A 15,197-nucleotide genomic window follows, 5' to 3' on the forward strand; every position below is an offset into this window, starting at 1 on the left:
GGTGGCGTGCCGCTCTGGCTACGCAGCCGACGAGCGGTTGCGCTGCTCGCGCTGATCCCCGCCGGCCAGCTGTCACGGGCCGAGCAGAAAGATTCGCTGGGGTTCGACCTCGTGCGTCACGATGGCGAAGCGACCACACGAGGTCAGCTGGCTCCTTCCTCGTCCGTCTCCGGCCCGGCGGTCTCGCCGACAACGGTGATTCGGTTTGGTAGGAGGTATTCCTCGATCTTGTTGGCGAGATGTAGTGGCCAAGGGAGGGCGGTGGTGTCGCGGACGTACGGCGCGGCGTCGCGTAGGTCGTGGGCAAGTGCGGCCCAGTGCTCGGCCTGGTCGCCGTCCTGCAAGCCGGCGACGAACAGTTCGACGAACTGTGGGTTCCACACCTGAGCCTTCGGCCTCGGGGCGGTTTGCTTGTCCTTGTACTCCATCGGGATGAGCTTCGACACTCCCATGAGCGCGCCCGAATGGGTACTGGGCTTGCCGCTGGTGCTGCCGAAGGTTCGCGACCTTAGGAAGCGCCACAGCCCCTTCGGCTGACCGCTGCCGTCTTCGTTGACGCCGTAGCACTCTGGTGTTTCACCGCCGTCCGAGCCGCGGACACGCACATGCCGCAGACCCGGGAACTTGCTGATCGGCATCACTTCGGCGGCGCCGAACGCGATGGTGTCGAGGCGGATACGGTTGTTGCCGAGTTGGTCCCACACACTCCGCAGGTTCTGCGCATGGGTCAGGAGCAAGGTGTCCGGGTACGCCGCAGTTGCCTCGCCGATGGTCTCCTTGACGAACCGCACCACGTCTTCGGGTCCGCATTGCAGCATCTCGTTGATGTAGCGTTTGCCGATCTCGACGAGCCCTTCGTGCAACGGCTGCCAGCCGATCCCTGGCGCCGTAACCTGGATGTGCTGGCCAGTCGGGTCGACAAGGACTGCCACTGGGACCTGCCGGGCCAAGCCCCAGAGGCGGGTCTTGTTCTTCCTGATCATCCACACGGCGAGCAGTGCGGGCTGCCGCGCGAGGGTTCCGGATAGCGGAGCCGGCAGTGGGGCCGGCCGGATGCCGAGGTGACGGAACAGTTCGTCGACTGCTGCGGCGAAACGCTCTCGATTCGCGTCCGACGTGGTGCCGTCCGGGCGCATACGGCCAGGCTTCTTGGGCGTTGTTACTGGATTGACGAACTGGCTGAGCCGACCTGTCCGGACCAACCCGTGCCGGATGGCCCACTTCGGATCGCTGCCACGCTTCGCGTTCTTGTATGCCTCGGCCGGCGCGATCTCGACGAGGGTAACCGTCGGATGTGCGACGTCGCCGAGGGCGCCTGCGATATGGTCGACGCGCTGCTCGATCGCAGACTGCTTGTTTTGGGTCCTGGACCGGTCGAGGTCCGCGACAATCGTTGGCCGGCTCAACTTTCGAAGTCCGACGGTCACCGGTCCGAGTTCGATCAGCGTTTCGGTTTCGCCGAGGTCCTTGGCCTCAGGCAGAGGCACCCCGAGTCTGGTAGACAGCCGTTCGAGCGCGTAGCTGGTGGCGTTGTCCAAGTCGGTGAGCAGCTCGATGGTCAGCCGGGGACCAACGACCTTGCCAAGGTACTCCGGTGAGATTGCACCGTCGCTGATTCCGCTCAGGCCCTTGTAGACCACGGTCTTCTCCCGCGGAAGAGGCGCGACCAACTCCAGGTGGGGCTTCAGCTCGGATGCGACCCACTCCACCAGAGGTTCGCGATCCGTCAGGGACAAACCGGGGCTGACCCGCTCTGAGCCCAGCATGCCCGTCCGGAATACAAGCGCCGCTGCATCACCGGTGCGCTGAAGATAGTCCAAGGGCTTGTCGATCAGCTGCTGTGGATCAGGCAGCCGGTCCAGGCAGCCGAGCTGACGGAGCACCTCCGCGAGGTTGTCGTCCCACCGCGGGGGGTACGTCATTTCGCCGTCGTCGCCCTTGATCCTGGATGCCCGGATCTTGACGATTCCGAAGTGCCGCGAGTTCCCGGCATCACTCAAGTACGGGACTGTGGGGGCGATGTAGACGGAGTGAGCGTTGGACAGGGAGAGCATCGGGCGCACAGGTACCCAACGCCGGACGCCGTACGAGGTATAGATAAGCACCTCGCCGCTGGTTGGCAGCGTTTGGGCGGTGATTCCGATCATGACGGAGAACGGTGTCTGGTCTTCGATCCGTTCCGGTGGCCAAGAGATCAGCTCTGCACCGGTGTCGGTCGGACAGCGCAGAAAGCGCAGATTGTTGTATTCGCAGTGGGCCTCGGGTCGGGAAAGCGCGGCTGCGATGTCCATCGGTAGTAGCCGCATCGCGCGTCTGATCTCGTCCGGAGCAGCCAGGTTGATTTCGACCGTCGACCAGACGAGGTCGGAAGCGCGGAGTTGGGACAGCGTCTGTGCGATCTGGTCCGGAGCCGCCTTCTGCGACCGTACCCATGCGGCGACGATGTTGAAGATGGCCGCAGGATTGACGTCGCGATGGGCGAGCAACCATTCTTGGTCGTCGTCGCCGCGACCGGCGTACTCCAGTGTCACGACGCAGTCCGGAACGAGGGCGGTGATCGCGGCGTTGAGTTCCCGGATCGGGATGGTGACGAAGTCACCGCCACGCCTGGTCGCTGCCAACCGTCGCAGCGGGTCTTTCCACCGTCCGGGGAAGTGCATGAGGTGGTACCCGCGCTCGATTGGTGCGTCCGAGTTCAGACGCATCACGGTGACAGCGAGTTCGTCGTACTTGGGGGCCATGTCAGCGATCTCCCATGGTGGTCAACGCCTGGTACAGCGGTTCGTAGAGCGCCTGGACGAGGTGTCGGTCGGTGTCGGTGCTGGTGTCGTCGAAGTAGGGGGCGAGAACACCGCGCATGCCGTGCAGCAGACTGGTGCTCGCGTCATCGAGATCGTCGTTGCGAAGGGCTGTGTTCGGCGCGAAAGCCGCGTCGCAGAAGTAGATCCTTGCCGCCTGCCCGCCGCGCAGGAGTCGACCGACGACCTGCCAGATCGTCACGAGCTGGGTCCACGCGACCCGGTCGCGCTCGTCATTGCTCAGCTGGCTGTAGGCGACCAGGGCGTGCAGCAGCCGACGCCACTGGCGCTGAGCGGCTCGTCGCCGCTGCTGCCCCGCGCGCGACAGACGTTCGTACTCGGGCCATTCATCATCGACCAGGTGTGGGCGAAGCTGCTCGATGGCGTATTGGTTGATGCGTTGGGTGACGTATGCGAGGTCTTTGGGGCGCGGATGTGGACGAACGAGGAAGAAGGCCGCGCCGATCGCTGCGACACCATCCGTGTTGAGGATGTTGTGCCCGCGCTCCACTGCCAGGATCGGTGCGATCAGCAACCAGCCGGAGTCTGTGCCGAAGTCGGCGACATCGCCTCGGCGGAGAAGCTGACCGTCGTCCCAGCCGGTCTCGAGCTCGTCGTCCGGGATCAGGCAGCGCACCTGGCCTTGCCACGAAGACTTCTGCCGCAGCAACTCGTCATAGACGTAGCGTGCCTCGTGATAGCTGCCGACGAGGAGGAGGAGCTTACGGCGTCCGTCCGGCAAGATGTCCCGTTCGCGTTCGAGCCGGTTGGGTCTGCCCGATCCCGGACCGGGCCTGGTCAAGGCCTTCACCATGTCCCGCAGCGCTGCGGTACGGGCAGCTCCGTAGCGACCGGAGACCCAGATCGGAGTCGTTCGTTCGCCGGTGTGCTGGATGTCGAGGTCGAAGGTTGTCTTGGAGATCGCGGTGAGCTTGTCGGGTGGTGGGCTGAGGATTGCTCCGACTGGTACGTCGATGTGGTATCGCGGCGACGTCCCGGCCCAGCTTGTTCCGGACAGCAACAACACCTGCGGCCCGGAGCCATCGGCGGGAAATAGATCCGGCAGCCCCGTCAGCAGGGCGCGGCCGACACCGGCGTACCGGAAGAACCGGAACTCGCCGAGCTCTCCGTCACGTGACCTCGTTTCGTCCTCGATGTACTGGAATCCGAGCACGTTGCCCATCGGCGACTCGGGGACGGCAACGGCGAGATCGCTGGGCGGGCGCCGTGCCTCTGTCGGCAGCGCGTCGTACATGTCGAGCTCGCCGGCCACCTGTGGCCAGATCGCGAGCATCAGGTTGAGCCGATCCGCGACGACCGCCACCGCGATCGCGAGCTCGAGTCGCCAGACTGTCCAGTCGAAGGTGGAGGGCGAGATCTTCCGGCCGGCGACCAGTTCCTGGTCGCTCAGATTGGTCAGCCATTGCCGGACTGCCTGCTCCCGGACATCCTCCTCGGTGATCGACAGTGCTGCCTCTGCCAGTTGGGTCAGCCCGCTCGCGACATCTCCGGATGCGCCGGACGGGTTGTCGATGAACAGGTCGAATTGTTCCCGGAGGTGTACGTAGAGCGGGTCGCTGTCCCAGCCCGGTTTGGGTTTGCCCCCGCTGGGCCGCCCGTACCCGGCCCAGTCCTGGGCGAGGTCGTCGAACAGTCCCCAAGCTGTGAAGTAATCGGGGTCCATCCAGCGCAGGACCGGTTTGCCTGCCCGCCCACGGTCGCGTTGGAGCAGCTGATAGATGACGTCGGCCGCCGTGCGGGCATGGCCGAGCGCGAGTGTGAAGCGACGGACCTGATGCGAACGGACCTGTGCGCGGCCCGATGCCCGCAGCCTCTCGCTGACTCGTTCATTGAGTTCGTCGATCCAGGCCTCGTCGGTGGGGCCGAGCAGAACCTGGGCGCCGGCGAACATCTCGTCGAGGTTCGCCTGTACCTGGTCCGCTTCGTCGACCAGGACGAGATCACTCCGTCGCCATGCGGCCTCCAGATACCGCATGCTGTCGTCGGCCAGCGGCCCCGGAACCGGGGTGTGAACGAGGCTCCAAGGCGTCGCGATCCAGACGTTCGCCTCCACGAGTTGCCTGGAGGCCTCGTGCCGTTGGCAGCCGTACCAGAGCGGGCACGTGCGTCGCGGCTTGTCTCGCCAGCCGTCCACCGGGGCCTCGGGATCTGTTTCGATGAGCTGCTGGCACGGTGCCTCCCGGACCGCGAGCGGCTGTGGGCCGCCGCGGACTGCATCCAATGCACAGGCCGTGCTGACCAGATCGAAGCCGAAGGCATCGATCGGAATCAAACGCCCAGGTGGTGGCGGCTGCAGCCTGTGCAGGCGCTCGGTGTGGCGTGTCCGGTTCTGCCCCATGACGGGCGCAGCCTTCACCGCGCCGTACCCGGAGAGGTCGTGCGCCATCCGCATGGCGGCCGAATTGTCACCGACGACAATCGTCACGCGGCGGTCGTGCTGCGCCGCCCAGACAGCCAGAACCATCACCAGCGTGCTTTTGCCGACGCTGACCAGGCCGACGAGATGCAGGATTCGATCGATGCGCAGTACGCCGACCTTGTCGCTGAAGGTGTCGTCGGACATCCGCACCTGCAACGTGACATCGTCCAGCCTCGCGGCCCAATGGCTGTTCGGTCGGCCGGCTCGCCGGTCTTCTTCGTCCATGCCGCTCGCGGTCTCAACCAGGTCTTGCCAAGGAACTTCCACGACTTCTCTGCGGCGTACGGACAGGTCGTGGTGTGCTGGGCTTGGTGCGTCGGGCAGATCGTCAGGGATAGAGATCCCGATTCCCCGCGCTGTGGAGCTAATCCGATAGTCGCCTGCCTCAGCGAACTTCACTGCGGTCGACTCGAAGGCCAAGGATTCGGTGAGGAGCCGTTCGTACAATTGCCACCGATCCACAGCTACTCGGCATGACCGATCGACTGGTCGACCCTCCTCGTCGAGGGAGTACCCGCGTACTTCCTCCGGCGCCGTGAGGTACCCGCGGAGGGTCGCTTCCCAGCCGTATGGTCGTTGGGTCCGCCACAGAATGGCCCTGGCGTTTGCCAGCCGTACGTCGGCATCGGCGGGAACGGTGTCCACGGCGTCCCAGACAGCTCGATAACCGTCGAGGAGCGCTGGCACACCCTCGGCTGCTTGACCGTTGGCAACCGAGTTCAAAAGGTACAGGCACAGCTCGGTATGCATCAGCTCGGTCACCGACGGCTGATCCGGAGTCGGACAGTAATGACCTTCGAGCTCACGGTGGAACCAGGTGCGTGCGGCTCGGATATGTCTCATCGCCCCGCCTCCGCACGCCGGCTGACCGCATTGATGAACTGGTCCTCAGAGACGGCGACGATTCGTTGACCGGGACCGACGGCCGGGCAGGCTCTCTGCAACCGATCGAGGTATCGGGGATGAGCTCGTACCTGCTCGCGCGCTATCACGATGAACGCCCGATCCGCGTCGTCGGGTACGGCGAAGAGGCCCTGCCGCAGGCGGCGAGCCAGCCGCGTCGGGCTCCGCCAGGCCTTGATGTCGGCGACCCAGGGCTTCTGGTCGAAGGCCGACAAATCATAGGCGTCGAAGTCGGGCCAGAGGCGTGCCATGACGCCCAGTTCGGACACGGCTTCAGCGATCCGTAGCTCGGCACGGCCAGGGCCGGCGATGAAAGTCCGAAGCTCCCGGCGCAGCCATTGGACGCCGTCGGCCGCACGATGGTTCGGGCCGGCCGTACTCGGATCAGGACATGAATCGTCCACGCACGCCCAGGTGCGGTCATCGTCGAGTGGCAGGCGAAGCCCGTGGCAGCCCTGGCAGGTGCGGACGATGCCGTCGGCGATCGCTTCCGGCGGCGCATCGGCGTATGCCTGCCGTACTTCTTCTGCCAAGAGAGCAAGGTGCGGATCGGCCAGGTTGGCGTCGAGGTCGAACGCCGTGATCGCAGGCTTGCTGATAAGCAGCTTCCGGAATGCCACGTAGGAATCCGGTGCGTCGTGTGCTTGCGACTTGTCCAGCACCCCGTGCATCAGCGCGTTCTCACGGAGCTCGGCCTCGACGTCGCCGCGCAGCTTCCCCAGCTCTTCGCAGGTCACCGTCGGGCGGCCATACGCGAGAAGGCTTTCCTCCGGGTCTACGTCGGCATCTGTCAGAACTAGCGACCACTCCGCGAACGGCGTGTGTGCGAGTTGCAGCAGCTCGACGACGCTGCCCGGTGGCGGCACACCCTGATGCCAGGCCAGCAGGGTCAGCCGATCCAAGGCCAGCTGGAGGTTCGCCGGATAGGGGAGCCGAAAGGGCGTGCCGCCGGTGAAGCCCTCGGCGTACTCGAGGATCCCGGAGGCAAGCTGCGCCAGGGTGATGCGCACATCAGGCAACCACGAAGGTGCCTGTACCGCTGTGGTCATGCTCGTCGCTCTCTGTGAGGCCAGATCCAGTAGACGGCATTCTGGATCAGACCGCCGACAATTCGGCGCGCCTCATTCAGAAGCGATGTTGCAGATGTGGGACTCTCTGCCACATGCACCGCGATGGCGGCTTGGACGATCTTCGTGGGTTCACGCCTGAGCACGCCCGCGAGTTTGAGCTGGCTCAGCGGCGGCTCGGGCGTTCGAACCGGTAGCAGTTCTTCCTAGATCGGCGGCCGCCTCCGTTGGAGAGAGAACCGGGGACTTCGGTCGGGATTCCTCCACACTAGGGGTGTTGGTGTATAGTTTTTCCTGCGTGGGAGGTGTTGCTGTGATGCCGACGATCGATGAGCTGCTGGCTGAGTTGCCTGACACGTTCCGCTATTCCGAGGCGTTGGAGCAGATCAGCGAGCGTCAGCTTCGCAGGCTGCTCGCGGACGGTCGGATCACGCCTGTCTCGCGTGGTCTGTACCGAAAGAGCGAGTGGCTCGGCGACGACGGCCTGATTGAGATCGCCTCCAAGTCGCCGCAGGCCACGATCTGCTTGCGCTCGGCCTTGGCCAAGCATGACCTGATCGACGATATCCCGGCTGAGCTGGACATTGCGGTTCCCCGTGGATCGTGGACGCCAGAGACGATGGCTCCGGTTCGATGGCGAAGCTTCGATCCGGCCACGTTCTCGATCGGGCGGGAACTGCTGGACATCGGAGGTGGCCGTAGTATCGGGATCTACTCCGCTGAGCGGAGCATCGTTGATGCCTTTCGGATGCGGCATCTTGACGGTGCCGATCTGGCGAACGAGGCGTTGAAGCGTTGGCTGCGGCGGGGAGGTCAGCCGTCGGAGCTGCTGCGGGTTGCGAAGGCGTTTCCGCGTACGATCACGCCGTTGCGTCAGACACTGGAGATACTTCTTTGAGCCCAATCTCTCGGGGAACGCCCGCCGGGGACGCCTACCTCGACCTCAAGATTCAGGCGCAGCGGACAGGGCGGACCACCCAGGAGCTGCTTCAGCTGTATGTCCTTGAAGGGTTCCTCGCCCGGCTGGCTGCCAGCGATCTACGCGACAGCTTCGTGCTCAAGGGTGGCGTGTTGCTGGCCGCGTTCGATACGCGTCGTCCGACGAAGGACGTCGATCTTGCCGGTGTCAAGGTTGTCAACTCCACTGAGGCGGTGCTCGATCTCGTTCGGAGTGTCCTTCGTGTTCCGGTCGCCGATGACGATGGCATCGAGTTCTTTCCCGAGACTGCTACTGCGGGCGTCATCCGGGATGAGGAGCAGTACTCCGGCGTACGGGTGCATGTCGATGCTCGGGTGGCCAGTGCGCGGTTGACCTTTCATGTCGATGTGAATGTCGGGGACCCGATCTGGCCTGCGCCGGCAACGGTCGCGGTCCCGCGGTTGCGTGGCGGCGAGCCGATCCGGTTGTCCGGCTATCCGATGCATATGGTTCATGCCGAGAAGATCGTGACGGCTGTCCAGCGAGGCATTGCCAATACCCGGTGGCGCGACTTCGGGGACATCTGGACGCTCGCGCGACGGCATCCTGTCGCCGGTTCGGACCTCCAGCGCGCGATCCTCGAAGTCGCCAAGGCTCGCGGCGCGACCCTCGCACCGCTTTCGGACGTTCTCGACGGATACCCCGAGTTCGCTCAGGCCAAGTGGGCGGCCTGGCGGCGCCGGATCGGTGCGGATCACCTGCCCGAGCAGTTCGTCGACGTCCTCGACGGGGTTCTGCGGTTCGCAGATGAACCGCTCCGCGCGGAGGTCAACGACCTGATCTGGAATCCAGACGCGGGGACCTGGCGGAGCTGATCCTGCCTTAGCTACAACAGGTTGCGAGCGTTCCGGTCCAGGGGCAGCTGATTGCTTCTGCCGTAGGCTCCGGTAGGGACAGAGCGCGCCAGACAGCGATCGATCTCGCGGCGTCGGACGAATCCTCCGTCTCCGCCAGGCTTGGCCTCTATTCGTCTGGCCGACGGTCCCAGTCCTGCCCTCGGATGTGCGCGACGTTCGGCGAATGCTGTCTCGTCAGATGAGGTTGGGGTCGTCGAAGGCGTGTTCGAGGGCTTGGGCGGCGGGGTTGGCGGGTTGGCGGTGTAGGTAGATGTCTGGGTGATGGAGACTTTGGCTTGGCCGAGTTGGTCGGCGATTTGGCGGGCGGTGTGGCCGGCTTGGTCGAGGACGGTGGCGGTGGTTTTGCGGAGTACGTGGGTGTGGATCCAGGCGAGCTTGTCGGATTCGGCGGGTTGGGTGGCGTCGGTGAGTTGGGTGAGTAGGTCGGGGCGGCCGTCGAGGTCGATGCCGTAGGTCTTGGTGAGGGTGGAGATGAGCCGGGGGTTGGGCTTGAGGCGGCCGGCTTCGAGGAGTTCGAGTCTGGTTTGGGGCCAGCCGAGGGTCTGTGCGACTTGCTTGCGGCTGAGGTGGGTCTGGCGGCGGAGGGTGCGGAGGGTTTGGCCGAGTTCGCGGCGGGCGGTGCTGCCGACTGGGGAGAGTGCGGTGCGGAGGGCGCGGCGTGTGTTGGAGGGATCGCGGTAGCCGCCTGTCGTATCGGGGAAGACGGGCGCGTCGGGACGGGTATCGGCGGTGTGGCGACCGCGGAGCATGGCGAAGGCCCAGCTGGGGAGGGTGAGGGCGCGTTCGCCGGTTCTGGATTTGGTGGTCTTGCGGATCAGGCCTTCGCCGGGGAGCCGGTCGATGGCGTGGGTGATTTTCGACGGTGCCGGCGTCGAGGTCGACTTGGTTCCAGAGGACGGCGAGTGCTTCGCCGATCCGGACGCCGGTGGCGAGCATGAATGTGACCAGGTCAGGTAGATCCGCTTCGACGGCGTGTTCGTCGGCGACCAGACTCCTCTTCAGGAGAGTGACTTCGTCGGCCGTGAGTGCTCGGGGCGGTCTCTTGGGTTTGGCTTCGATGGTGTCGACTTCCCTGGCTGGGTTCGTGGTCATGGCGCCATAGCGGACGGCGAGGTTCATGGCACCGGAGATGACGGCACGGCAGGTTCTGGCAGTGGGGGCGCCGGCATGGTGCTTGATGTCGGCGAGGACGTTGTCGAGGCGCTGGGTGGTGGCTTCGCCGATGTGGAGCTCGCCGATGGCAGGACGGACATGGTTCTTGAGGGCGCGCCGATAGGTAGCGAGAGAGGTGGGTGAGCGTGTCCCGTCAGCGACCAGTTCTTCGAACCTTCGCTCCCACAGGTCGAGGAGGTGGTTGATCTTGTGGTTCGTGCTGAGGTCGCCGGAGTAGTTGGTCTTAGCGCGGTTCTGGAGTTTGGTGAGCAGGGCGGTTCGGGCGGCGGTCTTGGTGGTGCCGGTGGCGGTGACGGCGCGGACCTTGCCGTCGTGATCGCGGAACCTGGCGTGGGCCAGATGCTTGACGGGCTTGCCGTTCTTCTTGGTCTTGGTGGGCTCCATCGTCCTGGTGGAGATCTCTCCCCAGGTTCCGATGGGCAGCGGTGTCCTCGGCATGTCTTGCCTCCAACCGGTGTGGGTTGGTGGTTCAACGTTTGGCCGCCGCGGTGATTTGGTGCGGCTGGCGGCGTCGCGAGTCGATGTGATGTGACGCACAGTCACGATCAGATGGGGTGAGCACATCCGGTCGGCGAGGGAGACGCGTGGTTGAAAGCGTCGAATAAAAGGTGTGTTGCGGGCAAGAAGAAACCCAGGCCACGCTGTGACCTGGGCTTTTGTGCGCCGCCAGGGACTCGACCCCCGAACCCGCTGAATTCCACCGGAGACCGATCATCGTTGCCGATGATGATCGAAAGCTCCTATAAATAAGGGATCTCGCGACTGCTCAGTTCGCATTAGTTCTCATCGGCAACCATCCTCTCGCGCTGATTGAGGTGCGTAAAGAGGGTATGCGTGGCCTTGCCGGACTGTGCGGTCGGCTCGCCGGAATCGGACTTGTCCCGAGTTCCGGCTGCGTCGTGGTGGGTCGGCCGGCCCGCTACGGTGCCGCGGCAGGGCGTTCGCAACCCGGCGATCCACACTGTTTGTTGACAGGGCGCCGCGAGCGGCAGATCTGCAGTAGGTTGGGCGGCAAATTTGCAGGCAGCTCATCGGCAGACTTGCAGCCAAGTGCTGGCAAATTTGCAGGTCGATGGGCGGCAGATTTGCAGCCTGAGGCATACTCGGAGGGTGAGCGATGAATCGGAACCCCTGATCGAGCCGGAGTCCCCGTTGGGCCATGTGGTGCCACGGCATGCGCGTGCGCTCGTCGACGAGGCGATGGCCGATACCCGGGTTGTTCTGGTGAACGGTGCCCGGCAGAGCGGCAAAAGCACGCTCGTGCGGCTGGTCGGGGCGGCCGTGGACGCGGAGTGGTACACCTTCGATGAAACGGATGTTCGTGAGGCGGCTCGCGAGGACCCCCGGGAGTTCGTTGCCGGGGTCAAGCCGATGATCATCGATGAGATCCAGCGGCTTCCGGAGCTTCTGCTGTCGATCAAGGCGCGGGTTGACGAGCGGCGGGTGCCCGGACAGTTTCTGCTGACGGGGTCGGCGCGGGTCCTGGGTCTGCGGACGTTGCCGGATGCACTTCCGGGGAGGATGGAGACGATTGAGCTGTGGCCGTTCGCGCAGGGTGAGATCGACGGACGACCCGATCGTTTCATCGACGCGATCTTCACCCATGGGCCCGATCTTCGGCACTCGTCGAGTCTCGAGCGTGCCGACTATGCCGACCGTGTGGTGCGAGGCGGCTTTCCAGAGGCGGTCGCGCGTGATCAACCGCGCCGGCGGCAACGATTCTTCGACTCGTATGTCAGCAATCTGATCACCCGCGACGTCAGCCAGGTCGGCGAGATCGAGAAGGTCGGCCAGATGGAGAAGCTGGTCCGGTTGATAGCGGCCCGTTCCGGCGGGCAGTTGGTGATCAATGAGCTGGCCGGCAAGGCGGGGCTGGCGAATCACACAGTCGCGCGGTACGTGAGCCTGCTGCAGGAGATCTTCTTGATCAAGCTGATCCCTGCCTGGTCGCGCAACCTCAGCACCAGGATCACCGGTACCCCGAAGGTCGCTATGACCGATTCGGGGATCGCGGCGAACCTGGTGGGAGCCGATACAGCTCAGTTCAAGCGACCGGGGAGCTCATTCGGGCCTCTGCTCGAAAGCTTCGTGTTGATGGAACTCGCCAGGCAGCAGAGCTGGAACGAGACGCGTGTTGACCTGTACCACTACCGCACCCGCGATCAGGTCGAGGTCGACGCCGTCCTGGAGAATCGGCGCGGCCAGGTGGTAGGAATCGAGGTCAAAGCATCATCCACCCCACGCTCCGACGACTTCCGCGGCCTACGACATCTCCAAGACCGACTCGGCGACGACTTCATCGCCGGCGTGGTCCTGCACACCGGCCAGCACACTCTCCCCTTCGGCCCCAAACTACGCGCCATGCCGATCAGCGCACTCTGGGAGTTGGAGCCCTGAGCGGGACCCTGATCCTCGGCGAGGAGCGCCGGCATCGGCGTTCCAACGCCGTGTTCGGTGGGGATACGTGACGACGTTGACCAGCGGGCGTGGTGATGGGCCTGGATGGGGACGCTGAGGACGCGTTCGCTGGATCTGGACTTGATCGTTGTGCGGATCAGGCCTTCGCTGGGTGGCCGGGCGATGTTGTGGGTGAGCCTGTCCCGTCGGAGACCAGCCCTTGGCTCCCAGAGGTCGAGGAGGTGGTTGGTTGACCTTGTGGGCTGCGGAGGGGCCGGAGCGGTTGGTCTCTGCGCGGTTCTGGAGCTGTCTTCGGCATGTATCTCCTCCAGCCAGCTGTGAGCTTGCCTGTTCAACGCGAGTCGGGAGCGAAGGCTCTTGCTGGCAACGGACGCGATCAGCTGAGTGGCAGCAGGAACTTGAAGGTGCTGCCGCCACGGTTGTTGCGGTGGAGTTCGAGGCGGCCGTTGTGTGCTTCGGCGATGGCTGCGGTGATCGCCAGCCCCAGACCGGTGCCGCCTCGTGATCGCGCGTCGTCGACCCGGTAGAACCGGTCGAAGATCCGCGCAGCGTGTTCCCGGGGGATGCCTGGGCCGTCGTCGGAGACCGACAGAACTGCCGTGGGGCTGCCGGTCGGTAGCTCGGCGCCTACGGCGGCCAGGGCCGGCCCGTCGGCAACGCCATGAGAGACCTCCACGATGATGGGATGGTCGGGCAAGCTGTGCACGAGCGCGTTGTTGACGAGGTTCGTCAGTACCTGCCGGAGCCGGTGGCTGTCGCCGACTACCCGCAGCGGGTGGTCCGTGCCGCGTAGGACGATCTCCCGACCCGGGTCCCGGGCCCCGGCGTCGTGGACGACGTCCTGTGCCAGCTTGACCAGGTCGACATCGGTCAGGTCGACGGTGCGTTCGCGGTCCAGTTGGGCCAGCAGCAACAAGTCCTCGACGAGTCCACCCATCCGGACTGCCTCGGATTCGATCCGGCCCATCATCATCCGGACGTCTTCGGTGCGAGGGTTGTCGCTGCGTCGGTACAGCTCGGCGAAGCCGCGGATCGAGGTGAGCGGGGTGCGCAGCTCATGTGAGGCGTCGGCGACGAACCGGCGCAGCCGCTGCTCGGACTGTTCGCGTTGCTGGAGCGCGTCGACCAGTCGGGTGAGCATGGTGTTCAGCGCGGTGCCGAGCCGTCCGGTTTCGGTGCAGGGGTCCTGTTCGGGAACTCGGCGCTCGAGTTGGCCGGCGGCGATCGCGTCGGCCGTCTCCTCGATCCGGGTCAGCGGGCGCATGCTCAGTCGTACGGTTGCGGTCGCCACGACGGCGAGGACGGCGAGGACCAGGGCGCCGGCGCCGAGTTCGATCGCGACCAATCGGTTGAGCGTCGAGTACACGCTGTCCAGGGACAGGGACAGCGCGATCACGTCGCCGTTCGGAAGGACGACTGTGCGGACCCGCCACGCCGTGCCTCCGGCGCGGTCCGGCACCGTCGCCAGCGAGGCCTTGTGCGGTGGATTCTCCAGGAGCGGGCCACCGACCTCCTGGTCGGTCTGGCCGAGGATTCCGGTCTGCCGGCCGGAGGAGTCGAAGAACAGGACGCGGAAATCGGTCGGCAGGCCGACGTTCTGGCCGATGTCGCCGGGTGGAGTGGGCGGCAGTTGCCATCCTTCGGCCCACGGGCGGGACATCTCGGCGAGTCGCTGGTCCACTTTGCCCATCAAGGAGCGGTTCAGCAGTCCGATGCTGGCCGATCCCATCAGCGCCAGGCCCACCAGCGACGCTCCGACGAGCACGAGGACGAGCCGCCCGCGCAGAGTGCGCAGTACGTTCATCAGGCGTCGGGAGGTAGCCGCAGGACGTACCCGACGCCGCGGATGGTGTGGATCAGCGGCGGCGATTCCGAGTCGATCTTGCGGCGCAGATAGCTGATGTACGACTCGACCACGCGGGGATCGCCGGCGAACTCGTAGTTCCACACCCGGTCGAGGATCTGGATCTTGCTGACCACTCGCTCGGCGTTGATGAGCAGGTAGCGGAGCAGGTTGAACTCCGTCGGCGAGAGGTTCACCAGCCGGCCGGCCCGGCGGACGGCGTGGGTGTCTTCGTCGAGTTCCAGGTCGTGGTAGCGCAGCGTGGATTCCGTGCTCAGCGCCGGTTGCACCCGGCGCAGGATGGCGCGGATGCGGAGAATCACCTCGTCCAGGCTGAACGGTTTGGTCACGTAGTCGTCGCCGCCGGCGGTGAGTCCGGCGATCCTGTCCTTCACCGAATCTCGGGCGGTCAGGAAGATCACCGGGACGGTGTTGCCGCCGGCCCGCAGTTCGGCGGCGACGGCGTATCCGTCGGTGTCGGGCAGCATCACGTCCAGTACGACGATGTCCGGCCGGTATTCGTCCGCGGCACGCAAGGCCTTGGCGCCGGTGTCGACGCCGTACACCTCGAAACCGCTCATCCGCAGGGCCGCGGTGAGCAGTTCGAGGATGTTCGGTTCGTCGTCCACGACGAGAACCCGTGCGTTGCCCGACTCGTCCACCGTCCGAGCCTTTCCGATGTTCCTGGGAGAACCCTGGGAGGAACCTGGGAATTGTGC

9 protein-coding genes and 2 pseudogenes are annotated in these 15,197 nt (G+C 65.2%); 3 read left to right on the forward strand and 8 right to left on the reverse strand.

The genetic code is table 11. The annotated features are described in order from the left end of the window. Nucleotides 1-143: 143 nt before the first annotated feature. From E0H50_RS18345 to E0H50_RS18355, 4 genes and pseudogenes are all read right to left on the reverse strand, one after another. The gene (locus tag E0H50_RS18345; protein ID WP_131289835.1) at nucleotides 144-2,741 is read right to left on the reverse strand and encodes a pPIWI_RE module domain-containing protein; all 2,598 of its coding nucleotides are present in this window, start codon (nucleotides 2,739-2,741) and stop codon (nucleotides 144-146) included. 1 nt (nucleotide 2,742) lies between these two features. Further along, nucleotides 2,743-5,463, reverse strand: a complete 2,721-nt coding sequence (locus E0H50_RS18350) for a hypothetical protein (RefSeq protein ID WP_238151051.1) — start codon at nucleotides 5,461-5,463, stop codon at nucleotides 2,743-2,745. Nucleotides 5,464-5,541: 78 nt separating this feature from the next. Beyond that, nucleotides 5,542-6,081 (reverse strand): annotated as a pseudogene (locus E0H50_RS44530) (pPIWI_RE_Z domain-containing protein); the annotation flags it as partial. After that, a complete protein-coding gene (locus E0H50_RS18355) occupies nucleotides 6,078-7,190 on the reverse strand; it encodes a restriction endonuclease-related protein (RefSeq protein WP_131289839.1) in 1,113 nt (370 codons plus the stop codon). The pseudogene E0H50_RS44530 and the gene E0H50_RS18355, both read right to left, overlap by 4 nt. 334 nt (nucleotides 7,191-7,524) lie before the next feature. Between E0H50_RS18355 and E0H50_RS18360 the strand changes: the two genes are divergently transcribed. Both E0H50_RS18360 and E0H50_RS18365 read left to right on the forward strand, forming a co-directional pair. Next, nucleotides 7,525-8,106, forward strand: a complete 582-nt coding sequence (locus tag E0H50_RS18360) for a type IV toxin-antitoxin system AbiEi family antitoxin domain-containing protein (RefSeq protein WP_131289841.1) — start codon at nucleotides 7,525-7,527, stop codon at nucleotides 8,104-8,106. Further along, nucleotides 8,004-9,002, forward strand: a complete 999-nt coding sequence (locus tag E0H50_RS18365) for a nucleotidyl transferase AbiEii/AbiGii toxin family protein (protein ID WP_202868206.1) — start codon at nucleotides 8,004-8,006, stop codon at nucleotides 9,000-9,002. Before E0H50_RS18360 ends, E0H50_RS18365 begins: the two co-directional genes overlap by 103 nt. An 11-nt stretch (nucleotides 9,003-9,013) precedes the next feature. On the opposite strand, the gene E0H50_RS18370 is transcribed toward E0H50_RS18365, so the two are convergent. Then, on the reverse strand, nucleotides 9,014-9,793 hold the full coding sequence (locus E0H50_RS18370; RefSeq protein WP_131289843.1) for a helix-turn-helix domain-containing protein: 780 nt from the start codon (nucleotides 9,791-9,793) through the stop codon (nucleotides 9,014-9,016). A gap of 376 nt (nucleotides 9,794-10,169) precedes the next feature. After that, nucleotides 10,170-10,781, reverse strand: a pseudogene (locus E0H50_RS44535) (hypothetical protein); the annotation flags it as partial. Between the two features lie 597 nt (nucleotides 10,782-11,378). On the opposite strand from E0H50_RS44535, the gene E0H50_RS18380 reads away from it, so the two are divergent. Then, nucleotides 11,379-12,614, forward strand: coding sequence for an ATP-binding protein (locus E0H50_RS18380; protein WP_238151102.1), 1,236 nt, complete (start codon nucleotides 11,379-11,381; stop codon nucleotides 12,612-12,614). Nucleotides 12,615-13,011: 397 nt separating this feature from the next. Here E0H50_RS18380 and E0H50_RS18385 read toward each other — a convergent pair whose 3' ends face one another. Together E0H50_RS18385 and E0H50_RS18390 are read right to left on the reverse strand one after the other, a co-directional pair. Next, on the reverse strand, nucleotides 13,012-14,439 hold the full coding sequence (locus E0H50_RS18385; RefSeq protein ID WP_131289850.1) for a sensor histidine kinase: 1,428 nt from the start codon (nucleotides 14,437-14,439) through the stop codon (nucleotides 13,012-13,014). After that, a complete protein-coding gene (locus tag E0H50_RS18390; protein WP_131289853.1) occupies nucleotides 14,439-15,140 on the reverse strand; it encodes a response regulator transcription factor in 702 nt (233 codons plus the stop codon). The genes E0H50_RS18385 and E0H50_RS18390 overlap by 1 nt, the downstream gene beginning before the upstream one ends. Nucleotides 15,141-15,197: the final 57 nt, after the last annotated feature.

The organism is Kribbella sindirgiensis (assembly GCF_004331435.1).
Taxonomy (GTDB): Bacteria; Actinomycetota; Actinomycetes; order Propionibacteriales; family Kribbellaceae; genus Kribbella; species Kribbella sindirgiensis.